The organism is Flavobacterium sp. R1_16, assembly GCF_057652095.1.
In genome coordinates this window covers 246157-272874 of record NZ_JBYFCG010000005.1, presented here as the reverse complement: position 1 = coordinate 272874, position 26718 = coordinate 246157, and the positions used below count along the sequence as shown (strand labels likewise).

The 26718-nt window shown below is 33.4% G+C and carries 19 protein-coding genes; 8 read left to right on the top strand and 11 right to left on the bottom strand.

What is annotated here, in order from left to right:
• Positions 1–5 precede the first annotated feature (5 nt).
• The 4 genes from pdhA to porU all read right to left on the bottom strand — a co-directional run bounded on the left by pdhA (position 6) and on the right by porU (position 6810).
• Positions 6–1004, bottom strand: a complete 999-nt coding sequence (gene pdhA, locus AC23L6_RS10410; RefSeq protein ID WP_487562111.1) for a pyruvate dehydrogenase (acetyl-transferring) E1 component subunit alpha — start codon at positions 1002–1004, stop codon at positions 6–8.
• A gap of 169 nt (positions 1005–1173) precedes the next feature.
• Entirely contained in the window at positions 1174–1656 is a 483-nt protein-coding gene (gene cdd / locus AC23L6_RS10405) for a cytidine deaminase (protein ID WP_487562110.1), read from the bottom strand.
• Positions 1657–1774: 118 nt separating this feature from the next.
• A complete protein-coding gene (porV, locus tag AC23L6_RS10400) occupies positions 1775–2950 on the bottom strand; it encodes a type IX secretion system outer membrane channel protein PorV (RefSeq protein ID WP_487562109.1) in 1176 nt (391 codons plus the stop codon).
• A 38-nt stretch (positions 2951–2988) separates the two neighbouring features.
• On the bottom strand, positions 2989–6810 hold the full coding sequence (gene porU, locus AC23L6_RS10395; RefSeq protein ID WP_487562108.1) for a type IX secretion system sortase PorU: 3822 nt from the start codon (positions 6808–6810) through the stop codon (positions 2989–2991).
• 209 nt (positions 6811–7019) lie between these two features.
• Between porU and gldJ the strand changes: the two genes are divergently transcribed.
• Complete coding sequence (gldJ, locus tag AC23L6_RS10390) at positions 7020–8741, top strand: gliding motility lipoprotein GldJ (RefSeq protein WP_487562107.1); 1722 nt, start codon at positions 7020–7022, stop codon at positions 8739–8741.
• Positions 8742–8805: 64 nt separating this feature from the next.
• Positions 8806–10089 carry a UDP-N-acetylmuramoyl-tripeptide--D-alanyl-D-alanine ligase gene (locus AC23L6_RS10385; RefSeq protein WP_487562106.1) on the top strand — a complete coding sequence of 428 codons (1284 nt, stop codon included), beginning with the start codon at positions 8806–8808 and terminating at the stop codon, positions 10087–10089.
• A gap of 64 nt (positions 10090–10153) precedes the next feature.
• Here AC23L6_RS10385 and AC23L6_RS10380 read toward each other — a convergent pair whose 3' ends face one another.
• The 3 genes from AC23L6_RS10380 to AC23L6_RS10370 are packed head-to-tail and all read right to left on the bottom strand — an operon-like array spanning position 10154 to position 15863.
• A complete protein-coding gene (locus AC23L6_RS10380) occupies positions 10154–11587 on the bottom strand; it encodes a TolC family protein (protein WP_487562105.1) in 1434 nt (477 codons plus the stop codon).
• Positions 11568–14759 carry an efflux RND transporter permease subunit gene (locus AC23L6_RS10375; protein ID WP_487562104.1) on the bottom strand — a complete coding sequence of 1064 codons (3192 nt, stop codon included), beginning with the start codon at positions 14757–14759 and terminating at the stop codon, positions 11568–11570. The genes AC23L6_RS10380 and AC23L6_RS10375 overlap by 20 nt, the downstream gene beginning before the upstream one ends.
• A gap of 21 nt (positions 14760–14780) precedes the next feature.
• Positions 14781–15863: an efflux RND transporter periplasmic adaptor subunit gene (locus AC23L6_RS10370; protein ID WP_487562102.1), complete on the bottom strand. Its 1083-nt coding sequence runs from the start codon at positions 15861–15863 to the stop codon at positions 14781–14783.
• A 1528-nt stretch (positions 15864–17391) separates the two neighbouring features.
• On the opposite strand from AC23L6_RS10370, the gene AC23L6_RS10365 reads away from it, so the two are divergent.
• From AC23L6_RS10365 to AC23L6_RS10345, 5 genes are all read left to right on the top strand, one after another.
• Positions 17392–18150 (top strand): hypothetical protein, encoded by a 759-nt coding sequence (locus tag AC23L6_RS10365; RefSeq protein WP_487562101.1) that lies wholly within the window; start codon positions 17392–17394, stop codon positions 18148–18150.
• Positions 18150–18542, top strand: coding sequence for a DUF5675 family protein (locus AC23L6_RS10360; protein WP_374551271.1), 393 nt, complete (start codon positions 18150–18152; stop codon positions 18540–18542). Before AC23L6_RS10365 ends, AC23L6_RS10360 begins: the two co-directional genes overlap by 1 nt.
• 36 nt (positions 18543–18578) lie before the next feature.
• Positions 18579–18800: a hypothetical protein gene (locus AC23L6_RS10355; protein ID WP_187657893.1), complete on the top strand. Its 222-nt coding sequence runs from the start codon at positions 18579–18581 to the stop codon at positions 18798–18800.
• Positions 18784–18963: a hypothetical protein gene (locus tag AC23L6_RS10350; RefSeq protein ID WP_187657892.1), complete on the top strand. Its 180-nt coding sequence runs from the start codon at positions 18784–18786 to the stop codon at positions 18961–18963. The genes AC23L6_RS10355 and AC23L6_RS10350 overlap by 17 nt, the downstream gene beginning before the upstream one ends.
• A gap of 88 nt (positions 18964–19051) precedes the next feature.
• Complete coding sequence (locus tag AC23L6_RS10345) at positions 19052–19558, top strand: hypothetical protein (RefSeq protein ID WP_374551269.1); 507 nt, start codon at positions 19052–19054, stop codon at positions 19556–19558.
• Positions 19559–19599: 41 nt separating this feature from the next.
• On the opposite strand, the gene AC23L6_RS10340 is transcribed toward AC23L6_RS10345, so the two are convergent.
• Complete coding sequence (locus tag AC23L6_RS10340; protein ID WP_045968899.1) at positions 19600–19779, bottom strand: hypothetical protein; 180 nt, start codon at positions 19777–19779, stop codon at positions 19600–19602.
• A 28-nt stretch (positions 19780–19807) separates the two neighbouring features.
• Complete coding sequence (locus AC23L6_RS10335; protein ID WP_487562100.1) at positions 19808–20230, bottom strand: DUF6943 family protein; 423 nt, start codon at positions 20228–20230, stop codon at positions 19808–19810.
• Positions 20231–21202: 972 nt separating this feature from the next.
• On the opposite strand from AC23L6_RS10335, the gene AC23L6_RS10330 reads away from it, so the two are divergent.
• Positions 21203–21499 carry a hypothetical protein gene (locus tag AC23L6_RS10330; RefSeq protein WP_487562099.1) on the top strand — a complete coding sequence of 99 codons (297 nt, stop codon included), beginning with the start codon at positions 21203–21205 and terminating at the stop codon, positions 21497–21499.
• Between the two features lie 416 nt (positions 21500–21915).
• Here AC23L6_RS10330 and AC23L6_RS10325 read toward each other — a convergent pair whose 3' ends face one another.
• Positions 21916–22659: a hypothetical protein gene (locus AC23L6_RS10325; RefSeq protein ID WP_487562098.1), complete on the bottom strand. Its 744-nt coding sequence runs from the start codon at positions 22657–22659 to the stop codon at positions 21916–21918.
• Positions 22660–22666: 7 nt separating this feature from the next.
• Entirely contained in the window at positions 22667–26713 is a 4047-nt protein-coding gene (locus AC23L6_RS10320) for an outer membrane protein assembly factor BamD (protein ID WP_487562097.1), read from the bottom strand.
• Positions 26714–26718: the final 5 nt, after the last annotated feature.

Genomic DNA, 26718 nt, shown 5'->3' with positions numbered 1-26718 from the left:
TTCAATTATAGTTTGTGTGGTAAAAATGGATAATTTTCTTCTTCGTATACAACATCATACAGTTGTTGTACTTCTGGGAAAGGAGATTCTTCAGCAAAGGCAACACAGTCTTCTACTAAATTTTTTACTCTTTCGTCAATTGCTTCGATATCCTCATCGGTAGCATATTTTTGATCTTTTATCACATCTAAAACTTGTGTGATTGGATCAATTTTTTTGTATTCTTCTACTTCATCTTTTGAACGATACAATTGTGCATCTGACATAGAGTGTCCTCTATAACGGTAGGTTTTCATTTCTAAAAATGTAGGGCCATCTCCACGACGAGCTCTTTCTATAGCTTCATGCATTGCTTCGGCTACTTTTACGGGATTCATTCCGTCGACAGGGCCACAAGGCATTTCATATCCTAAACCTAATTTCCAAATATCTGTGTGATTGGCGGTTCTTTCAACTGATGTTCCCATTGCATAACCGTTATTTTCGACGATGAATACTACAGGAAGTTTCCATAACATAGCCATATTGAATGCTTCATGCAAAGAACCTTGACGTGCAGCACCATCTCCAAAATAGGTTAATGTAACACCATCTCTTCCGAAATATTGATCTGCAAAAGCAATTCCTGCACCAACTGGAATTTGTGCTCCAACAATTCCATGTCCGCCAAAAAAACCGTGTTCTTTTGAGAAGATGTGCATGGAGCCTCCCATTCCCTTTGAAGTTCCTGTGGCTTTACCTAAAAGTTCTGCCATTACTTTTCTAGGGTCAACTCCCATACCTATGGGTTGTACGTGATTTCTATAGGCAGTAATCATTTTATCTTTACTCAAATCCATAGCGTGCAAAGCGCCTGCTAAAACGGCTTCTTGGCCGTTGTATAAGTGAAGAAATCCTCTAATTTTTTGTTGTATGTAAAGAGCAGCTAGCTTGTCTTCAAACTTTCTCCAAAGTAGCATATCTTCATACCACTTTAAGTAAACTTCTTTTGTAACTTCTTTCATTTGGCTATTTTTATTTTGCTAAATTGTTTTAAAGCATGTAGTCTGAAATTTCGTAATTCAATAAATCAGTACTTTAATGAACTGATTTTTTTCTTACGCAAATTTGCGAAGAGCAAAAATAAGACATTCCTACTAAGAACTAAAATTTAAAACACAGTTTTTCCTCTTTTTATAAGAAGTTTTTATCGAATGTAAATGGAAGTAGATTTTTGAGTGAATCTGATTTATAAACTACACCGATTTCGCCCATAAAATAGATTTCTATTGGCTGTTCTTGTTTGAATTCGTATTCGGCTATGGATTGTCTGCAACCTCCACAAGGAGGAATAGGGGATGTCGTTGTATTTGTGTCGGATGCTGCTGAAATGGCTATTTTTAAGATTTTTGCTTCAGGATAAGTTGCTCCAGCTTGAAAAATTGCTACTCTTTCAGCGCAAAGTCCTGATGGATAGGCAGCGTTTTCTTGGTTTGAACCCAAAATGATTTTTCCGTTGTCTAAAAGAATGGCGGCTCCAACTCTAAATTTTGAATAGGGAGCGTATGCTTTTTTTCTGATTTCGATAGCCTTAGACATCAAATCTTGAACGTCAGTTGGTAAATCTTGTAACGAATCATAACCCGAAAATGTTGTTGTAATGCTAATTTCTTTCATGTGAAGATGGTATTTTTAATGGTGTATTAAACAAGACTATTTCTTTAGTTTTTTTGGAAAAAAAATCCAAATTTCGAAATTTTGAAATTTGGATTCTTTTTTTATTAATTAAATGATACTAATATTCGTCATATTTGTCTCCGAATGCAAAGCTCAGAGAAAAACGTAAAGTGTTTTCTAAAGGGTTTTTCACATTAGATGCTGAAAATAAATAGGACACATCAATTTTTACTACATTATAAGTAAATCCAGTTCCGATGGAGAAAAATTTTCTTGCTCCTTTCATTGGACTTTCATTAAAATAACCCAAACGAAATGCAAAGGAGTCTTGATACATGTATTCTGCACCAACAGAATAGGTTACTTCTTTTAATTCTTCGCTAAATCCGTCAGGAGCATCATTGAAAGATTTGAAAATTCCATTAACCCAGCCAATTTTGTTGTATTCAATATTGTTTTGGGATTTTTCACTTGATGAAATTTCTCCATCTCCATCTAAATCTTTTGGTTCTTGAGGTGTTGGAACTAAAAGTTTATTGAATTCTAAATTCAACCCAACTTTGTTGTATTCGTCTAAAATAAAATCAAATCCACCACCTAATTTTAGGTTTGCAGGTAGGAAATTCGAACCCACAGTTGAATCAGTAGATTGGTCGTAATTAATTTTTGGACCTAAATTTTGGAAATTGAAACCAGCTCTCCATCTACCATCAAAATCAGTAAATGCAGTTTGTTCAGATTGATAGAAACCAGCGACATCAAAAGCAAAAGAACTTGCTGCTGCAGAACTCTGACCTTCAGTAGGGATTCTTAGGTTTGATCTTATGTAACGACCGGCTACTGCCATGGAGAAGCGTTCGCTTAGTTTTTGTGAATAGGATAAATCAATTGCAAATTCTGCTGGTTTAACAACATTGGCTTGGGCATCAATGCTTTCTCTTAATTCAATTTCACCTAAGCTAAAGAAACGAAGACTTGAAGCAAAAGCTCCACGGTCATTAATTTTGTTGAAATAGTTGACTTGACCGAGTGAAATATCATTAACGAGTTCGACTAAATAGGGAGTGTAACTTAGAGCGAATCCTTGTTTGTCAAGTGAGAATGAATATTTAGCAGGATTCCATTGTTGAGAGTAAGCATCTGTCGAGGTAGCTACACCGTTGTCTGCCATACCTGCAGACCGAGCATCTCCCGCCACTAATAAGAAAGGAACTCCAGTGGTAATAACTCTTTCCTGAGCTTTTGTTAATTGTACTACTAATAAACAGATTAGTATTGCTGCAATTTTTTTCATTCTAAATTTTTAAAAAAGTTAACAAATATAGTGTTTTATTAAAGGATAACAAGTTTCTCGTATTTTTCTGTTCTTGTATTTGTTAAAACAGATTTTACAGTAAGTTTATAAATATAGGTTCCTTTTCCAATTTTGTCACCAAAATCATCTTTACCATCCCAAGTAATCTCTCTCGACAAGAATCCTTCAGTAGTCACCGTTTGATTTTTTGACCAAACAATTTTTCCAGAAACAGTCATCACTTGAACTTGAACTTCTAAGGGTTCAAAAGGTTTGTTGTGTGTAAACCAAAATTGGGTGTAATTTACAAATGGATTGGGATAGTTTAAAACATTGGTAATTTGAATGGATTCATCCCCAACAACGATAAATTGAATTTCTGAGATTACAGGATTGTTGTAAACATCCCAAGCTTTGAATGTGATTGTGTGTAATCCCACAGATAAGTTTCTGAATGGGAATTTTAGTTTTCCTTTTGTGTAATCGTCCAATTCGGTTTCATAGTAATCATTGAGTTTATAAGGATTGTTCTCGTCTCCATCCAAAATAGCTATGATATCATGACCAATACCGCTAGCTGTATTTATCCCGTTTTCATCTTCTAAAAAAGCTAAAAATAATGGAGATTCATTTGTTATTCCACCCGAAATAAAGGTTTGGTCGTTCATGTACAGTTTTACCCTTGGAGCAATATTGTCTACAGCAGCATTATCATTGGTTCCGCCAATTTTTAAAGTAGAATTTGAACCTGTTTTGTCTAAAAGAATTTCTCCTCGTTTAGCATAAAAACTGACTTTTCCATTTCCAAGAGGTATTGAAATGTCTCTAGGAACTATAAAACCAAATTCAAATTGACCATTCGTAATTGTTGCATTTCCTCTAAAAATAGTTTCTCCTAATGTATTAAAGTTTATAGATGCACTATTACCATCGTTATTTAGTGTTGTTCTGGAGATGTTTTTATCAAAAATTTGAACCGATAATTCGCCTTTGTAATCTGGAATTAGGATATTGTTTTCGTCTGTGATTTCACCTGCAATTTTAACAAATGATAATGCTTTTAAATTATCAACAGGTCCAGTTATGGGCTTATCGTTAATTTTAGTGAGATTGATCATAGGCTGAGGAATGTCTAATTTTAGTGCGGGATCACCTAAATAAAAAACTACGTCCGTTCTAGGGGCAAATTCATTTTTTGCTAATCGTAATGCTTCTGCAATAGAAGTATATTCATTTGAACCATAAGAAAATAAATATTTTGATAAGACATCGTTAAAATTCTCTCCAGTGGTTTGACCAATTTCACGAATAGTAGTTATCATTGAAATTGCTCCTCCTTGAGGATTCCAATAGGTATACTCTCCAGCAGTAGGTCTAGAAGGATTGTCAAATCTAGAAAAATCACAAGTAATCGTTATGAATAATGGATATTTGTAGCGATTACTCAAATTTTGCCCATCTGATTTTTCCCAAATACGTTCTTGGGTTAATCCATCTTCACCACCATGACCAAGATAATTCAATACTAATGCTCCTTTTTCGAAGGCGTTAAACAATTCTTCACGAGCTTTAGGATATCTAGATCCGCCTGCAGAGGTTTCTTGAACATAGGAATCAAGTAATATTTTTTTTGCATTCAAAAAAGGTTTTTCTGACTCAATAGTATCTGATAAATTATTCATTCTCGATTGCAGGCTGGCATCACTAGCTACATCAGCATCATCAGAAATCACAACATAATTATTTCTCCAATTTCCGTAGGATTTAATATCATGATAATCGATGATTTTATTGACTAATTCGTCTGCTTGCGTCGGATTGTTGGCAATCATTCTGCCCACAGCAATATCTAAACTACCTACAAAATTGTCGACATCACCTTCATTGTCGCTCATTAAGCCAAAAAAATCATCTGATGCAAATGAGGCTTCACCAAGAGTGAAACTATTTAAAGCATGGTAAATGGGTACAATATTCGTGTTGAATTCTCTAGGCAATCTATTTTTGAAATCGTATGATGCATCACCAAAGAGATTGAGGTATTTTACCTCGTTGCCTGGTACTATAGGATGGTCATAGACGTATTTTACAAAATTGCGAATCGCTCCAATGTCTTGTTTGCCGGAGGAAAATTCTTGATAGATATTTTCAAGATAAACTACTTTTACATTCAATTTGGAAAAATCTCTATGGAAATTCGCTAATTTTTCAGCTTGTGTTCCCAATGCTGATGGACAAACAATTATATAATCAACATCTTGTTTTAAGCCTTGAGCATTATTAAAAATGGTTCCTTTTAAATTTTGATTGGCTACTCTAGTTTGTGAATCTTTAAGAGGGCTATAAAAATCATTAGCGTCTACAGCAATGTATTTTCGGACTTCTCCAAGATTAACTTTGAATGAAAGACTATTTTGGGAGTTGTTTTCTACTTTGGTTACATTATAAATATCTGTTATATCCCAAACTTGGCGCAATGTACTTGCATTTGTTATCTGATATTCTCCAATTCCTATCGAGGTAATGGCTGCATCATATTGAAATTGGAATTGCTTTCCATAGCCTTTTAGGCTTCTTTTAGATCTTAGTAAAATGTAGTCTAAATAGCCCTTTGAGTCTGGTACACCATTATTGTTGTATTTCAGAGTTATTTTGATGTTTTCTGACGCAGGAATTGAGGTGTTTAATTCTTCTGGGTCTGCTTGAGTAGCTCCTCCAGTAGCTGAAAATGAAATGGAGCCCACAGATTGATTGTTTGCTTTTATCTCAAATGATGTTCTGGTAAAAGAAGTTGCTGCGGCAAATACAGTCAAGTTTATAGGATTAGAAGTAACAATGTTTGGAATATTAAAATTGAAGTCTTGCTCGTCATCTATATTAAATTGTTCTCCAAACCAACGTCTGCCTAATTTGACAATATTTACTTTATCAACTTCATAGTAATTATAACCATCAAATTCGCTGATAATTAGGTCACTGTTTCCTGATGGTTGCTGTAAATCTGATATTCTTTTGCCGTCTTCACCTTGCATGTTTACATAATAATAGGATTTTGAATCGTATAAATTAGTTGATGTTTGACTATCCTCATTCCATTGATCCACTCCTTCAGCATAAAATAGTATATAATCACTGTCATTAAAAATACCATCGTCTTCGCCAATGACTTGAATGCTGTTCTCGGTTAAATCTGTTGGATAATATTCGCTATTTTTGAGAGGAATCATTCGTCCACCGTTTCCGTAAATTTTTATTTTTTTTGGATTTACAGCATCTACTTCAAACCCCATTTGTGCTAAAAAACTTTTACTTAATCTATATACGCCAGATTTCACTACATAAAAACGACGCCATTCTCCAGAAGCTAATACAGAGTTGGTTATTGTATTAGAATTAGATGCGGTAGCAGTTTTCAGGGTATTATTAAATGAAATATAATAGGAAAAAGATTTAACTTTCTTGTAGCCGTCAGCATCTTTGATTATTGGCGATAATGAAATAAAAGCGAAAGATACATTTCTCGCTTGCATATTTCTTGCTCTAGCATTTATTCGAGAAGGAATTGCCTTTGTAGATAAATCTCCAAGCTCAGATTCATCGATACTTTCGTAGACAACATTAGTGATTCGTAATGAGTTTTCGTCAATTTTGGAAGGCGTTGCAACTTTCAAATTGAAGAATAGTTGTTTTTTGTAGCTGTCAAACTGAAAATTAGCGTCGTTAAATTTTGGAACAGTCAATTTATAAGAGCCAAATGAAATAGATGATTTTGTGTTCCATGTTAAAACGATTTCTCCCTTTTGTTGACCAAAACAAATTACAGAAAGCAATAAAAATAGTAAAGACAGTATTTTTTTCATAGTTAATGAATAACGTATTTAAGCATAAATTATTACGGGGAGTAAAAATAATTTATTTCGTCAAGAAGATTAAAATATTTAAATTATTTTTGCGTTATAGAAGATGTTAGTATCTAAAAACGCGCAAAATTATTTTTTTAAAAAAAAGATGTTGCAATATAAAGGTTAATTATTATATTGCGCCTCGAAATTAATTACCTACAAGAAGTATGAAAGTAAATAAAATTATGACTGTAAGATTGTTGCTATCACTAGCAATAGTGTTAGTTTTTGCTACAAGCTGTAGTAAAAAATCCAGTTCAAAAAACTCATCAACTGCAACAGGTTGGAAAATCAACGATAAAAAAGGAGGTTTTCAGTATGCTTCAAATTTCAAAAAGCAGGCAACAGGACCAGGTTTAGTAATGGTTGAAGGAGGAACTTTTACTATGGGAAAGGTTCAAGATGATGTAATGCATGATTGGAATAATACCCCAAACCAACAGCATGTTCAGTCATTTTACATGGATGAAACAGAAGTAACTAATTTGATGTACATGGAGTACATCGATTGGTTAAAAAGAGTTTTTCCACCAGACCAAGAGAATTACAAAAATATATACGAGGGTGCATTACCAGACACACTTGTGTGGAGAAATAGATTAGGATATAATGAAACAATGACTAACAACTACCTTAGACATCCAGCTTATGCTAGCTACCCTGTAGTTGGAGTAAATTGGATTCAAGCGGTTGAGTTTAGTAAATGGAGAACAAATCGTGTAAACGAAAGTACATTAGAAACTCAAGGATATTTGAAAAAAGATGCAAAGGTTCTTGATGTAAAAGCAGATGCGATTTTTGACACAGAAACCTATTTAAATGCTCCATCAAAAGCTTTTGGAGGAGATGAAAAGATTGTTTTTAAAGGACCTAAAAATTCAAAATCAAAACCTGTTAAAACCAAAGGTACAAAAGACAATCCATCAACTGAGACTGCTGCAAAAAATGTATATGCACAACGTTCTTCAGGGCTTATCCTTCCAGAATACAGACTTCCAACTGAGGCTGAATGGGAATATGCTGCTGCTGCTGATGTAGGACAAAGAGAGTACAACATTTATAAAGGACAGAAAAAATATCCTTGGTCTGGTAGTTATACTCGTTCAGGAAAAAGACAAGTTAGAGGTGATCAATTGGCAAACTTCAAACAAGGTAAAGGAGATTATGGAGGAATTGCAGGTTGGTCTGATGATGGAGCTGATATTACAAATGTAGTGAAATCATATCCGCCAAATGATTTTGGATTATATGACATGGCTGGTAACGTTGCAGAATGGGTTGCTGATGTTTACAGACCAATAGTTGATGATGAAGCGAGTGACTTTAACTATTTTAGAGGTAATGTTTACACCAAGAATAAAATTGGTGACGACGGGAAAGTTGATTTAGTGACACAGGAGACTCAAAAATTTGATACATTATCTAATGGTAGAATAATTTCTAGAAATTTCCCTGGTCAAATCACTCAAGTTCCTGTTGATGAAAACGAGACTTATTTGAGACAAAATTTTGATAAGAGCGATGAAAGAAACTATAGAGACGGAGATAAACAATCTACGAGATACTATAAGTTTGGTTCTTCTGAGGATGAGGATGATCCTAAGAAACAAGAAAAAACAAGAATGTACGATTCTCCTCAACACAATATTACAACAGACAGTCTAGGTAATATGAAAAAGCTGTATGATAAATCTAACAAAAGAACAACTTTAATTAACGATGATGTTAGAGTTTATAAAGGAGGTTCTTGGAGAGATAGAGCATATTGGCTTGATCCAGCCCAAAGAAGATATTTCCCACAGGATATGGCAACTGACTATATTGGTTTTAGATGTGCGATGTCTAGAGTTGGACCTAAGGCTGATAAAAAGAAAAGAGCAAGAAACTAATTTCAAAAGTATAATAAAATAAGAGCCCTTTCATTAGGGCTTTTATTTTTTAAAATTATTTTCAATGAATATTGAATCCATTCACAGTTTATTTTTGAAATGTAATTCTATTTCTATAGATACAAGAAAAATTGAATCCAATTCATTTTTTGTTGCTATCAAAGGAGATCGATTTGATGCCAATACATTTGCAAAAGAAGCCATCGAAAAGGGAGCATCCTACGTTGTTATTGATAATGAATCGTATTACATCGATGAGAGAACTATATTGGTAAATGACAGCTTGAGGACACTTCAAGAATTGGCTAAATTTCATAGAAAGTATTTAAAATTACCAATAGTTGCATTGACTGGAAGCAATGGAAAAACAACTACAAAAGAGTTGATAAATGCTGTTCTTTCTAAAAAATATGTTACTAAAGCGACGATTGGAAATCTTAACAATCACATAGGTGTTCCATTGACACTACTTTCTTTTACTTCTCAAACTGAAATTGGGATTGTTGAAATGGGTGCGAATCACCAAAAGGAAATTGAATTTTTATGTGAAATAGCACAACCAGATTATGGTTATATTACAAATTTTGGCAAAGCACATTTAGAGGGTTTTGGTGGAGTAGAGGGAGTGATAAAGGGTAAAAGTGAGATGTATACTTATCTTTCAAGAAATGATAAAACAGTTTTTGTTAATCTTGACGACGCAATTCAGGTGGATAAAACAAACAATATGAATGTTTACACTTTTGGAATTGATAGAGTTGATTCAGATGTTATGATTACTGAGGTAAAAGCTAATCCTTTTGTAGAAGTTACTTTTTTAAATACTAAGGTATGTTCTAATTTAATAGGACTTTACAATGCAAATAATATTAATGCTTCGATAGCTATTGGTAAATATTTTAAGGTAACAAATGAAGATATTAAGCAGGCATTAGAGAGTTATGTTCCTGCAAATAATAGATCTCAACTTATACAGCGTAATTCTAATGAGATTATTTTAGATGCCTATAATGCAAATCCAAGCAGTATGGCTGTGGCGATTTCTAATTTCGTTCAGTTGGAAAAAGAAAATAAAATAGTCATACTTGGTGATATGTTTGAATTGGGATTTGATAGTATAAAGGAACATAAAATTATCATTGAATCACTTATAAACCATGATGATATAGATTGCTTTTTTGTCGGAAAAGATTTTTATTACAACAAAATTGAGAATAAAAATTTTCACTTCTATGAGACTTTTGATGACTTTTCTAATGATTTTAAGCAACATCAATATCATGACAAGATAATTCTCATTAAGGGTTCAAGAGGGATGGCTTTGGAAAGAACCCTCGAATTGATTTAAGTAAAAACTCCATAATTTCTTATGGAGTTTTTAGTTTTAAATGCATTGGTCATCTAGCTTAAATTTATTTCCATCCTCCACCTAAGTCTCTATATACATTCACTACTGCATTTAGCTGCTCTTTTTTGGTTTCTATCAATTCTAATGTCGATTCAAGCGCGTCGCGTTGTGTCATTAAGACTTCAAAATAATCCACGCGAGCAGATTTAAATAAATCATTCGAAACTTCAATTGACTTTTTCAAAGCAGCTACTTCTTGTGATTTCATGTTGTAACTTTTCTCTAAATTGTCAATTTTTGATAATTGTGTTGAAACTTCTAGATAAGCATTTAATAGGGTGCGTTCATAGTTGTAAAGTGCTTGAAGTTGACGTGAATTAGCACTTTTGAATTCTGCTTTTATTGCGTTTCTATTTATTAGAGGTGCAGTCAAATCGCCAACCAAGGAATATAAAAGTGATTCAGGTAAAGTAAACAAGTACCTTGTGTTGAATGCATTTACACCGTAACTAGCACTGATGTCAAGTGAAGGATAGAATTCTGCACGTGCTGCTTTTACGTCGAGTTTAGCAGCGACCAATTCTAGCTCCGCTTGTTTTACATCGGGTCTATTATCAAGTAATTGTGAAGGAATACCAGCATTTACTAGAGGAGAAGTTAAGCTAGAAAATTCTGATTTGTCACGCGGTATTTCTTGTGGGTATCTACCTAAAAGAAAATTAATCCGATTTTCTGTTTCTTTTATTCTTTGTAGAATCTCAAACTCTCTCTCTTGTGAAGACAAGACTTCCGCCTGAAATTTTTGAACAGCTAATTCTGTGGCACGAGCTCCTTCCTTTTGCACTTTTACAATTTCTAAGGCGTCTTTTTGAAGTTGTACATTTTCTTTGACAATTTTTAATTGATTGTCTAGAGATACTAATTCATAATAAGAATCTGCAACTTCAGAAATTAAGTTTGTCAATACAAAATTCTTGCCTTCTATTGACGCCAGATAGCGATTGACCGCCGCTTTTTTTGAATTGCGGAGTTTCTTCCAGATATCTACTTCCCAATTGGCATAAGCGCCAAAAGTGAAATCAGCCAATGGATCAGGAAATTCTTTACCTGGCATGATTTCTGTCGTTGAATCCCCAGCACCTTGGCTAGTATATCGCCCTACTTTTTCAATACCTGCACCAGTTCTTAGTCCAACCATAGGCAGCAAAGCTCCTTTTCTCACTCGAATATCATTCTTTGCGATTTCAATTTCTTGCAAGGTAATTTTCAACTCTTGGTTGTTCTGGATAGCGGTATCAATTAAGTCTTGTAAATACTTGTCCTTAAAAAAATTCTTCCAAGATATTCTCGCAATGTTTACAGTGTCGTTGTTTGAACCATAAGATTCCGGTACCGTTGCGGAAGCCTTTGTGGGTGCAATAGCTGGTGCTTTACAACTAGCCAAAAAAAGCAATAATGCAACAATTGCTAAGCTATTTTTAATCTTCAAATTTTCCATCGTGTTTGTAAGGTTCAGTTTGTTCTGTTAAAGGATATTCATTTTCATATCTTGCCAATCTCGATTTATCAGCGATTGTTGCAAAGATGTAATAGAGTCCAGGAATTACCATCAATCCGAAAATGGTTCCAATTAGCATTCCACCAGCAGCTGCAGTTCCGATAGTTCTGTTACCAATTGCACCTGGACCAGTTGCTAGAGCAAGAGGAATAAGACCAGCAATAAAGGCAAAAGATGTCATTAAAATAGGTCGGAATCTAAGGGCAGCACCTTGTAGAGCCGCTTCTTTTACAGAAACGCCTTCTTCGGCTCTTTTTTGAACAGCAAATTCGACAATCAATACAGCATTTTTACCGAGTAAACCAATGAGCATTACCATCGCTACTTGTGCGTAAATGTTATTTTCTAATCCTAGCAGATACAGACTTAAGAAAGCTCCAAAAATACCGGTAGGTAATGAAAGGATAATTGGCAATGGAAGAATAAAACTTTCGTACTGTGCAGAAAGAATGAGATAAACAAAACCAAGACATATCAAAAAGATATATATCGCTTCATTTCCACGAGAAACCTCATCTTTAGAAATCCCAGTCCAGTCAATTCCAAAACCTCTAGGCAGTTTTTTATCTGCAAGTTCTTGTATGGCCTTGATGGCGTCTCCACTACTGTAACCTGTAGCTGGAGATCCGCTAACTTCGGAAGAATTATACAAATTATGTCTTGTGATTTCTGACAGACCGTATACTTTTTCTAATCTCATGAAGTCGGAATAAGGAACCATTTGATCTTTATCATTTTTAACATACAGTTTTAGTAAATCGCTTGGCAATGCTCTGTATTGAGGCTCTGCTTGAACCATCACTTTGTAGGGTCTATCAAATCTAATGAAACTTGTTTCGTAGTTAGAGCCTATCAATGTAGAAAGATTGTTCATTGCGTTTTCTATCGTTACTCCCTTTTGCTCTGCTAAATCATTGTCGATTTTTAACATATACTGAGGGAAACTAGCAGAATAGAAGGTAAAGGCTGACCCTATTTCGGGACATTTTTTCAGTTCTTTCACAAAATCATTACTCACTTGTTCCATTTTGTGATAATCGCCGCTTCCTGCTTTATCCATAATACGAAGCTCAAATCCTCCTGCAGCTCCATATCCGGGGATGGCTGGTGGTTGGAAAAATTCGATATTGGCACCAGGAATTTCTTTGGCTTTTTTCTCAAGCTGTTCGATGATTTCCAGAGCAGATTCTTTTCGTTCGCTCCAATTTTTTAGGTTAATCAAACAAGTTCCTGAGTTGGATCCCGTTCCTTCTGTAAGAACTTCATAACCAGCTAATGAGGAAACCGATGACACGCCGTCAATATCTTCAGAGGCTTTCTGAAGTTCTAATGCAATTTGGTTTGTTCGCTCCAACGTTGAACCTGGTGGCGTTTGAATAATGGCGTAAATCATTCCTTGGTCTTCACTTGGAATAAAACCAGAAGGAACCTTATTACTTAGTAAAAAGATGGCAAAACAAAAAGCTAATAGAAACGGAAGCGTGATAGCTTTTCGGCTAATAACTTTCGTCAATAAATTATGGTATCTACCCATTCCAATCGTGAATAGATTGTTGAATTTATCTAAAAATCGGTTAATCGGAGTGTTCTTTTTTTCCTTTCCATGATTGTTCTTAAGAATAAGTGCACACAATGCTGGTGTTAGTGTTAGTGCTACCACTCCCGAAAGAATAATTGATGACACCATGGTAATAGAAAATTGGCGATAGAATACTCCAACAGGTCCTGACATAAACGCCACTGGAATAAATACCGATGCCATAACTAAAGTGATGGCTATAATTGCCCCACTTATCTCATGCATCGCTTCTTCTGTAGCCTTGAGTGGGGAGAGATGCTTTTCTTCCATCTTGGCATGGACGGCTTCGATGACGACAATTGCATCATCTACCACAATTCCAATTGCCATCACTAGAGCGAAAAGTGAAATTAGATTTAACGAAATTCCAAAGGCAGACATTACGGCAAAAGCACCAATTAGCGATACAGGTACGGCAATAATTGGAATTATAGTAGAGCGCCAATCACCTAAAAATAGGAACACAACAAGTGCTACCAAAATAAATGCCTCAAATAAAGTATGTACAACTTTTTCAATGGATGCATCCAAAAATCGGGAAGCATCATAACTGAGTTCATAATGCATTCCTTTAGGGAAAGTTGTTTTTTGAAGATTGACCATCAGGTCTTTTACATTGTCGATTACGTCACTTGCATTTGAACCATACGATTGTTTGATGCTGATGGCGGCTGAAGGTTTTCCGTTTAACGTAGAATATATATCGTACATGTTGGAGCCAAATTCGATTTCGGCAACATCTTTTAATCGTACAAACTCACCGTTTGATTTGGCCTTTAAAATAACATTTCCGTAATCTTTCTCGTTATTGTATCGACCAGGATATTTTAAAATATATTCTATCGACTGTGAGCGTTTACCTGAACTTTCACCAGTTTTCCCCGGTGAAGCTTCTAAACTTTGCGAACTGAGAGCCTCCATTATCTCCTCTGCGGAAATGTTGTATGCAGTCATTCGGTCAGGTTTTAGCCAAATTCGCATAGCATATTCGCGAGTTCCGATGATATCGGCGTCACCAACTCCTTTCACTCTTTTTATTTCTGAAAGAAGGTTGATATCTGCAAAGTTGAAAAGGAATTTTTGATTGGCTTTTGGGTCATCACTATAAACATTTACATACAAAAGCATATTAGGTTCTTCACGGGTAATTTTTACCCCTTCACGAACTACTAATGGAGGTAATTTATTGATAGCTGACGATATGTGATTTTGTACGTTAATAGCTGCCACATTAGGGTCTGTACCCAAATCAAAAACAATTTGAATGGTACATTCTCCGTCATTACCCGCATCAGAGTCCATATATTTCATCCCGGGAATTCCATTCAAGGCTCTTTCCATAGGAATGATTACGGATTTGATTAGTAATTCGTTATTAGCGCCAGGATATTCCGCAGTGATATTCACTTTTGGGGGAGAAATCGATGGGAATTGTGTTACAGGAAGCTTTACTAAAGATAAAACCCCTAAAAATACAATGATCAATGAGATCACTATTGACAGAACGGGTCTGCGAATGAATTTCTTAAACATAATTTTCGCTTTTAGGTAGAGCTAGTCTGCTTTTAATTTTAATGATTGAAGTACTTTTTTTGGATCTTGGAATTCTGCCTTAATCTTCTGGTCTTCTTTTACTTTTTGAACCCCTTCTAACAAGAAATTTTCTTCGGCTTCTAATCCAGAATCGATGATATAGATGTCAGGAAGTTCGTAGGCAACTTTTATATTTCGGGATCTAGAAACGCCATCTTTTCCTACCACATAAACATATTTCTGGTCTTGAATTTCGTAAGTAGCTTTTTGAGGTATAATCAGCGCTTTTTTTACTGGAACATTCATTTGTACTTTTCCAGTTTCACCATTTTTAAGCAATTTATCTGGATTGGGGAAGCTCGCTCGGAAAGCTATATTCCCTGTTTCGTTATCGAATTCTCCTTCGATAACTTCGATCTTACCTTTATATTTTAATAATTCGCCATTAGCCAATATTAAATTTACATTACTATTAGCGCGGTCTTTTATATTATTTTGATAATTGATGTATTCTGGTTCTGAAACGTTGAAGTAGGCAAACATTTTGCTGTTGTCTGAAAGGCTAGTTAGTAATTCTCCCTCGTCGATAAGACTTCCTAATTTTTTAGGAAGACGGTCTATGATTCCAGCAAAAGGAGCTCGGATTTCTGTGAATGATAAGTGTAATTTTGCTAAAGCTACTTCGGCATTAGCTTGGTCTAATTTTGCTTGAGCTATTTCTTGTTCACTTTTGGAAATGATATTTTTATCGGCCAATAATTTAGCATTTTTTAATTCTATGCTAGCTGCTTTAGCTTCTGCCTGTGCTTTAAGCAATTCGGCTTGATACATACCTGGCATGATTCGGAATAGGAGTTGACCTGTATTTACAAATTGGCCTTCGTCTACATATATGTTTTGTAGAAATCCTTTTTCTTGTGCACGTACTTCGATGTTTCTCACGGATTTGATTTGCGAAACATATTCTTTATTAAATACGGTATCCATAACCGCGGCTTTGGTTACGGTAAATTTTACCTCTTCTTCTTTTTCTTCTTTTTTTGTTGTACAACTAGTTAGGTGCAACACGGCAACTAAGCCTATGAAAATGATGTTTCTCTTCATGGTGTTTAAATGAAAAATATAACGATTAACGTTTTGGATTTGAAATTTTATACCAAAGTCAAAAGATTTTGGCTGTAAAAATGAAACTGGAAAATAGTGAAGCAGTTGTTATACTTAAACATGCATAGAAACATATTTAGGCAATAAAAGATAACTGCTAAAAACGGAGAATCAAATCCTTAGAACTCTATTTTTTAGGTAAATAGGTAAGGGTTGTATACTGAAAGAAGTGTGATTTTTAAAGTTATTGTGGTTGTTTGGGCAAGATGAATGAGGTAGTATTACATTACAATTGCTTACAAAACTACTTTTTAAAATTATAGACTTATCATCGGGTCTATTTTTTCTGGAATTATTTTTAATTTGATCTTCGTCTGAATCCAAGTCAGTATCTTCAATCAGAGTAGAGATTTGTTCATTGATTGTATACTTAGATTGGAAATCTGTAGTAAGATTTTGGACAGAAAATTTATCCGTTAAACTCTCTTGAATATTAGCATAGGAGTTCTGCTTAACACCAAGTATTAAAAAAAGAAGGTATATGAAAAATGTAATTGTCCTCATAATGGGGTCAAAACTACTGAAAAAAATGAATCAACAATAAAAAAAAACATTGATGTAACAAGTAAAATCTTACGAAAACGATTTCATGGCAGTCTATTCCATTTTTTACACAAAACTTTAACTTTTTCTTATAGTTTGAATCATCAAAAATTATGGCAGTCAAAAAAAAGGCATAATTTGCCGAATATAATTAAAAATAAAAAACCCTATAAATTTAGATTTATAGGGTTTTAATTTGTGGGCGATGAGGGGTTCGAACTTTCCTCATAATGCGCTCATATATAATAAATTATATAAGTCTAAAAATCAAAGGTCTCGATTTTGCTCCTTCATATAGAAACAAACATCACTAAATCTTAATACTGTAAATTTAATAATTTTTATAATCTTCTGCAAATTAATTCATTACTAAATGATACTAAAAAATGAACTGGTTATTTAAGTGTTTATAGGTGCTTTTCTTGATTAAAATTTGTTTTAGCATTTCTTCTATTTTAACCAAAAATCAAGTGAGTTACTTGTTCATATTTTATGCCACTATATGTACAGAACTCTTCAATCGTTAGAAACTCATTTTCGAGCTTATTGAGGTCTTTTTTTATCTTTTGCATTAATCTAGTACTTTGACGATAACTCTTGCCTGTTATTCGTTGTATGTCCTTTGGATAGATGCATACCCTCTGATTATTCAATTTCATACTTTATCCATACCTTTGATATAGCTATGCTATACTTCTGACGTGCAGAAAATCTTTTGCAATTTAGTTATAATTTTTCATACTTATTTATTGTGTTTTTATGTTCATTTAAGACACTTGTGTCGATTTTGGACATATGGTACACTTGTTACTTTTTCTTTAGTGAAATGCTTTGTAAACTTTGCTTTAATCATTCAAAATATGGTTGCAACTGATTGAAAGAATGAAGGAGATTATAGATGAATGTTTAACAAAATTTTGAAGTTATGGCTAGACAGAAAGGCATAATTAAATTGAAAGGTACTATCGGAGATATTACTTTTTACAAAACGCAAGATGGGCACTTGGCAAGAGAAAAAGGAGGAATTGACGCTAGTAGAATTGCAAGTGATCCTGCGTTTCAAAGAACTCGTGAGAATGGTTCCGAGTTTGGTAGAGCTGGTAAGGCAGGGAAAGTGCTAAGAACCGCTTTACGACCATTGCTTTTAAATTCTGCGGATAGTAGAATGGTTAGTCGTTTGACACAAGCGATGGTTAAAGTTATCCAAGCAGATACAGTTAGTGAACGTGGTTTGCGAAACGTAATTGATGGAGAAGCTGAATTGTTATTTGGTTTTGAATTCAATATTCGTGGTAAGCTTGGAACCACTCTGTTTGCTCCGTTTGTGGCAACTATTGACCGTGTGGCTGGTGAAATTACTGTGGATTTGGCATCATTTATTCCTGCGAATATGATTGCTGCTCCAAGTGGAACTACTCACTACAAAATCATTTCTGGAGGAGCTGAGATTGATTTTGAAGCTGAAACGTATGTGGTTGCTACTTCTGAAACGGCAATTTTACCTTGGGACGGAACTGCTACTGCTCCAATTAATCAAGTGAATGTGGTTACTGCTAACTCAACTAAGCCTTTATTTTTGGCTCTAGGTGTTGAGTTCTATCAGGAGATAAATGGACAAATGTACCCATTGAAAAATGGTGCTTTTAACCCATTGTCTATTGCAAAAGTTGACAGCGGTGTGTAATGGTTATTTGGTTAACTAGAACTTATTTCCCTGATGGAACAAATGGTAAACTCGAATGCGAAGGTAAGGTGATTTGTAACACAATTGAATTACCGTGGAAGATGAACGAAACGAAGGTTTCCTGCATTCCTGAGGGGAAATATTTTATTAGAAAGCGATACAGTGCCAAATACAAATGGCATTTAGAAGTATTGGATGTACCGAACAGAAAATTTATTCTTTTTCATCCTGCCAATAATGCTCAAAAGGAATTACAAGGCTGTATTGCTCCTGTTACAAAACTTTCTGGTCCAGGGCTTGGTTTGATGTCTCGAATAGCTTTTACTAAGCTGAAAGACATTGTTTATAAAGCTTTGGACAATAAAGAAAGTGTCGAATTAATTGTTCAATAGGTTTCCGCCTTCGCGGAAATGACAAAAAAGTAGATTATGAATAAAATTGTAGAGAGAGCGAGTGCTCCCACACCAAAGTTTTTTAAAGTGCTTCGAACTATTGGATTGGTATTGGCTACTGTTGGTACTGCTGTTTTAACTGCACCAGTTTCTCTGCCAGTAATTGTGACAACCGTTGGTGGTTATGTAGCTGTTGCTGGTGGTGTTATTTCAGCAGTTAGTCAGTTGACTGTTGAGAAGAATGAACAGCCACAGTAATTCAACTTTAGTTGGAACTGCCGGAGGTACTTTTTTGAGTATAGTACCGAATTTGAACTCAGAAGATTTGATTAAGACAGTGATTTTAGCAACTGTTGGAGCTGTGGTGAGTTTTTCAATTTCGGTATTGCTCAAATACCTCTGTAAGAAGCACAAAAAATAAGTTTAACCTAGTTGTGGTGACCTTTGGGTTAAACAGAATGAAAGCCCAAACCTAACGGAATGGGCTTTTATATTTAATAATAACTGTTATGATACAAAACAAAATAGATTATATCAAAAGAGGTGCTTTTGACGAATTATACACACCAAAAGAAGCTATAGAGTGCATTCTTCCTTATATTCCTGATACTGTTAAAGTTATATGGGAATGCACCGCTATTGAGAATAGTGAAATAGTCACTGTTTTAAAAGCTAATGGTTTTGAAGTAATTAAATCACATATAAAAGATGGTTTGGACTTTTTTGAATACGAACCTCAGCATTATGATTTGATTATAACCAATCCTCCTTATTCTTTTAAAGATCAATTCTTGAAAAGAGCATTTGAATTGGACAAACCTTTTATGATGTTGCTCCCTATAACAACTCTGGAAGGCAAAAAGCGAAGCAAAATGTTCCAGCAGCACAAAGTCCAGATTTTGATACCGAGTAAACGCTTTAATTTCATCAAAGAAAAAAAAGGAAGTTGGTTTCAAACATCTTGGTTTACTTGGAAATTAAATTTAAAAAACGATTTAATTTTTATGAATGTATAAAAAAATTAAAGTGCCTAGCTAAAAACTAGGCATTTTCAATATTAAACTTCTCCAAATTGATTGAGTATCACCTCAACCACTACAACTTCTGAATTATACCAATACAAATCGTTGTATTTTGCATAATCTAATGCTTTTGCTCTGCTATCAAAAGCTCCAAAGAACACTCTTGATGCTTTTGACTTCCAACTATCGGTTTGAAATAATAGAAATACACTCATAGAATTGATTTTAAGGATTATAAATAAATTATCTGTTACAATAGCGATGCAAAATAACTCTACGCATATCGTTGATTAAATTGATGTTTTCGTGAAATTGTTTTTCTTTTGACTCCAAAAGTTTTAAAGCTTCAACATGCTTCAAATGTGCTTCGTGTTCTTCCATCAAGAACTTTGACTTTGGAAAAAACTCTCTTTTGAAATCAGGAAGACGTAAAAATGAAATTACAGAACCTACTAAATGCTGGTGCCAGAATTTAGATTTCCACAAGCTGTATGCAATCCAAAAAATATTTTCGCAATCAGTTTCACCATCAAATATGATTACGAAACTGTTTGTGAATGGCTCATTTTGGGGCTTACCGCTGTTCATTCCTTTGTTTAAAACAAAAAAGTGTGGTTTGTTGTAAATGGTGTTCTTCTTGTGGGTTTTAACGATAAAATTCATCATGGCTTCGGATTTAAAAATTAGGTTTTCTTCTAATTTTCTGTTGAGTTTCTGATGAATGCAGGTGTGCCTCGCTACGCTCCGCCCATTAAATTTTTTTCGCCAAAAGTTATTTTAAATTGGAAGCGAAGAATATTCATTTCAAAAGAAAAAAAAGAAAAAAAGAAAGCCATTCGTCTAGTGGAAGGTTTCAAAAAAGCAAGTTTTTCAGAAAAAATACTACCCGATACGTGATTTAAATCGTCAGCGTCTAATCAGAATGAATATCTTTTGAAACTTTTTGGGTGGAGATTTTTTCTGAAACCCGCAGGGCTTGAACTTGCTTTTTTGAATACCTGGAACTTATCTTTGCTTCCTTTTTTTATTTATTTTTTTTTGAAATTTTCAATTCTTTTTTATTTGTTTTTTAATCGGAAATTGAGAATAGCCATTTTTATTGAAATCGGAATTTTATTTTTAGTTGGCTATTTCCAATCAGATGTCCTTGTTTAATCGGATTTTATCCGAAGTATTGAAAGTTGATTTGAAAGATAGACGTCTTCGGAAAGGGTATCAAATTCTTTGGATGGATGAATAAACCAAATCAGAAAATAAAAAAGCTATTCATCCGGCTAAAGAATTTGATACTCTTTCGTTTGCAAGTGTTTATTGTTTTTTATTGGTCAAACGTAATGGCCTTCTTTTTATTTGGATTTTTTTTTGTGGCCATTTCTTGGTTTTGATTTTTGAGGATGCTTAATCGTCCTATGAAATGGAAGTTTTCAATTTAGTCGGATGTTGTACTGAAAATGGGAAGCATCTTCAAAAAACAATGCATTATACTACCGAGTGGGATGTGGCAGTAGCGTGAGTAAGGGTATCATTTTTTATTTGCTCACTGGGAAGTTTCTGATTGCTTTAGTGGAAAAGCTGATGTTTGAAATTTAGCTGGCAGTCGCATTGTTCAGTATTCGGCAGATTATCTTAAAAAACGGTATGGCATCAGCTTTTTCGCTGGAGCAATTATTGCTAGTTTTTTGGCAAATAAAAAATGATACTCTTACTGGGTATTTTGGTTTTGTGGGTTCTAAAAATGGATTTACCACAGGCAAATCACTAAAAGTTAAAGCCATTTTTAGAACTTACAAAAGCAATGAAAACACTTCCTATTTAAACGCAAAGTTGATAAAAACAGTTACCGTGAACGTTCATAAAAGCAATGGTAACCGAAACTATTCCTATGAAATGGTGAATGTTCTTAAAGACAGTGGCGAAGGACGGTTTTTTTTGTAGCTGGGTGATGCGATGGGAGCTACAAAAAAAGTTGTCCTGGAGCCACTGGCACGAGCGTTGGGTGAGCGGCTTTTTTACATAATGTTATTATAGTGCATCCGAGATTTTGATTAGTAGCAGGATAGTCCCTATGCACTATAATGCCACATTATGTAACTAAGCTTTGGGAAAAGTTTTTGTTGCCTTGCACTATTTGTCTATCGGAGAGATTAACTTCTGGTATACAAAAACTTTTGGAGCGTTGGGAAGGAGGGGCAACTAGAAACTAAAACGTCATTCTACCACTAAACAGAAAAATACTCTTGTGATTGAAAATGAAATAAGCGAAATGAAGCAAACAAAGAACCGGCTTTAGGAATACTTGGACTAAAAACGGTTTTTGTGCAGTCTGAATGAGATAATGATTATCTAATATTCTATTCGGTAATCAAATAATGACCACAACCTGCGTCAGTAATTAAATTAATCCATCTTTTTTCTCTTGTCCAATATTTATCTCCTGGTTGCATATAAGTAAGTATAGCAAAGTCGTACCAGTCATTTGCTTGAACCTTCATTTGACTTGTTTCAAGAGTTTTGAAAAAATGATCTAATGTCTTTACTAATAATTCAATATTATCTAGTTCAAAACCATCAATATTTACTTTACCTTTTGTTGACTGTTTGACACAAAAATTTATAAATTCAGCCGTTATTTGATATGTGTCATTTTTTTTATGTGCTTTTTTATCTAAAATTCTTGTTCTAATATTTTCTGCTTCATCATTAAACAATTTTGCAACCTCTTCTAAATTTTTTCTACCTTCTAAAATTTCTTGTTTAAAAATCTCTTTTTTATTCGGATCTATTGAATGACCTTTTGCAAATTTTGATGTAAAATCTAACCAGTGACCAATTTCTGAAGCTATATCATATTTAAATTCTTGTTTTAATTGAGCTAAATAGACAAATGGAGGTTGATAGATTACATTTTCTTTAAACTTAAACAACATTTGAATAGCACTTCTGGATAATTCTTCTTTGTCTAAAAGATTTTCTGATTTTGATAATTCATGAATATTTGCAAATGTTGGCGAAATTGGTTCATTACTATATTTTTCATATAACTCTTTATCTTGTCCAAGACCATACCAAATATTTGTATCTGCTATTATTTTCATTATTTAATTAAGTTGTTTTGTAATTAATATTTATAAAAATATGATGTAAAATTGTGCCTGATTTATGATTGGATTTTGCAATTTTAACAGCTGATAATTTCATTTTATAATCATTGGTTACTTCAATAATTGATTCAAATTCAAAACCAGAGGGGTACTTTGTCTTAGGTACTATATTTTTTTTATAATCACCCCAGTTTTGATTAAATGTTTTCCCTTTGACTTCTCCTGTATCATAAACAATGATGGTCATTTCTTCTTTTTTATGATGATAATCAAATAGTTTATTTATATGTTCTTTTGCGGTGGTACTTCCTCTATATATAAAAGCTTCGCAAATTTGAATTGCTTGATTATTACGATTCATTATTGGTAAATCTCTTTCACCAGGTTGAAAGCTATTCTTTCCATCTTTTGGGGCAGAATATCCACCTCTTGATTGTGCTCCAACATGCCAACCCCAAGGGTTAATTCTAGCATCAATAAGTACTTCCATTATATCGTTGTATTTATCTTCATTTTTTATTTCGGAAATAGATTTTATTTTTTCGAGCATCTTATTTGAAGCAGTCACAACTTCATTTACAATGAATTCATCTAATTTTTCTTTATCATTAATATCATCAGGAATAATCCGCACTAACTTATTCGGGGTACTTGAAAAGATTTTGTGATAAAAAGACTTTAATTCATCAATATTATCAATGCCACTGATCAAACTATCAATTTCTGCAAGAAATTCAAATGGTGTTTCAGAAGAAGATTGATGATATTTACAAGCTGTTTCTTTCAATATTAATGCTTCATCAAGTTTCTTTTGTTTAACAAGGTTCTCAATTTTAAGCTTAAGAATATTTGGATACATTCTTATTGGCAACTCTAAATTTTGAAAAACTTTTTCAAACTCATCAAACTTTTCCAATCTATTCAATAAGTCCAAGACAGATAAAGACTCTGTATTATCTTTTAAGTCAAAGCTTGAATCATCATACACTCCTCGATATTCTTTCCATTCTTCATAAGCCTCTCTATAGAAGTCAATCTTAATTTCCTTTTCAGCCCAATTTACTTTGGCGACCATTCTATTTAAAGCAAATGAATAGTAATCGGGATAATGTTTAACTAATTCATTAAAGATATTATAGGCTTTCTCAGGCTCTGATTGAATGTATATTAACGCTGTATAGAAACGCTTGTATACGGAATAAGGTAATTTTCTGGAATCATAAAAATTATCCTTTCCAGGAGCTTCTATAGTATTAATAGCTGATAGATCAGTTTTAAAATAAGCTAGTAATAATTTCGTAGTAAATAATAGCTCTTTGTAATTAAGTTCTTTTCTACGTTGCAAAACTTTTTCTTCCCAATATTTTACAGCTTCTTCCGCCTGCTCTATTAGCTCTGGGTAACGAGAAATTTTCAATAAAACATTTTCAATCTCGGGAATCCAGCTAAAGTTTTCTAAAAACTCTCTGATATTAATGTTCTTTATTTTTTCTAACAACAGTTTCTTCGCTCCTTCCGATGTACTGCTTTCTAGCAGTTCAAGAATTTTGGTTAAATCTCCATTATTTACTATTAAATTAACAACCTTCTCTTTATCCGAAAACCAGTTGATTGCTCTAAACAGTTGGGGCATTAATGCTTCCTTATCTGTATTTTGAAATTGACGCTCTTCACTGTAGCCAAATAAATCAATAGATTTATCTTCAGGGTCATAATTTGAATATTGAGAAATATAATCAACAATTTGACCTTCTATTCTTCTCTTTATTTCTAGAATTTTCTCTTCTTCAAAACCATAAGGAGTTGGTGTTTCAATAATTTTCCTTAATACTTGTAATAATACACCAATATGTGTTCTTAACTTTTGTACACCAAAGCTATTTTCTTTATCATATTTGCCTTTACTTTTATCAATTTCGATTCGTGGAGAAAGAAATGAATTTAATTTTCCTGCTTTTGATATAAAATAAACAGGATATAGCCACTCTAAAAAACCAACGGTTTCTATTTTTTCACTCCACAAGGGAATTCCAATCTCATCTTTATCATCAAAGAAATTATATTTTGTTATTTCTTTCTTTTCTATGATCTCTAAGTAGGATTTATAAAACTCATTTATGAGTTTTTCTATTTCTATACCTGATTTTGTAAAATCATTCTTAAACTTCCAATATGTTGAAATTTTCAATAACCAAATGAGTCCATCCCATTGTAACATCGGGAACCGAATTGTACCATTATTATATTTAGGCTTTATTTTGAGATTTCTGAATAAGTCAGACAATTCTTCATAAATATATGGTAGAAGATAGTCTTGATTATACGAAGAAAACCTTGCTGAATTGATTTTATAATTCTCAAGCAATGTTAAATATTCGTATTCCCTGTTATTCAAATTATCAGCATTCTTAGGGTTATTCTGATAATTGTAAATTCTATATTTATCCTTATTTATAACCTGATATAGATTAAAGATTAATGTGGCTATTTCTTGTTTAGACGCATTCTCCTTAATTAACTGTTTCAAGGTAAATGAAATATATTCTATCCATATTTTGCTTTCAAAATAGTCCCTGTGTTCAGCATTATATTCTAGCTGATCTAATATTATAAAACACATAGAACAAATATCTTTCTCAAAAAGTAAATGTGGAATGACTTCTGGTCTATGGTATCTTATCACACGGGAAACTTTCCAAACTAAATAGGGTTTATTTATACCCGCTCTTAGTAAATCTTTTATCCTCTTGCAATGTTCAATTTTATAATCATCCTCATCTGATTCATTTTCAATCCTATGATATTCCTCATCTTGCACAACTACCAAATAAATCAAAAAACCAATTTCATTTCTTGTTGATTGATCATATAAATAAGTTCTGCTTGCTCTATCTTCCCATGATTCTAAACTATTAAGAACCTGAAATAAATCATCATTGTTTAAAGAAAACTCACTGTCCCTTTTCAGACTTCTTTCGGAAAGAATAAAAATTTCATTTCGATGTTCTCCTTCTAGTTTTACTTTTTTGAATTCATCATCACACCCTTCTATGTCTTTTTCATTGATAATATAAGCAAATGCTGCATCTAATAACCTTTTTGCAGATGAAGAGGTTAAGTATTGATATGGATTTGGCCAGCTTTCCCAATAGTGAACTTTATAAGTCCAATTAATAAGTCTTTCACTATCATCTTGAAATGTCGAATCGTCAAGTAAAAATTGCCAGAGATAAGCAGATATCTTATTCTCTAAACCTGACCAATATCTAGGTTCCGGATTGTAAAATTCAATTCTAAAATCATCATTAATCTTAATTAATAATCTTTGACTTATTAATTGCTCTATAGTAGGAGTTCTTGAAAATGTATTTTTATGTGCAAAATGGATATCTGTAAAATCAGATACATTTATTTTTATTTCCTTCCTATCTGAGAGATGCTTTCTTAAAGCGTTCAGAAATATAAAATCATCCCAATATTCCAAATACGGCTTGAAATATGATTCCATATCAGAAAACCCTATTTCATTATCTTTTTCACTAGACCATCTATTAAATAATACCCCTTTTATATTAATTGATAGGCTATTTGCTTTTTCATATTCTGCAATCTTATCCAACAGGAACTCCCTTGAAAACTTCTTTTTAGATTCAAAACGCTCAGGTTTATTATCTTCTTGAAGTTTACAAATAAATTTAAGTTCTCCTCTAAAATCGGTAATTTCATCAAATCTGTAGCAGAAAGAATCAATTGCACCTGAAAGTTTAACTTGCCCTAAGATTTCCCGTAACCAATATCGATCAAATAAAGATTTATCATTAATCTCTACGCCATAAGTTTGTTCAAAGTCAACTTTAAATTCCTGAAAATCAGACTTAGTAAATGAAAAATCATAGGAAGCCTTATGCAAAACTTTAGAAAGGAATAATGATGCATTCCATAAGTTATCTGCATCAGCTACTTCTTTATCTTCTCTATGTTTTTCATTTTTTATCTGTAAGCTGCTTTTTATAAGTTGTGTGAGCTTATTAACTTCATCGTGATACATATGGA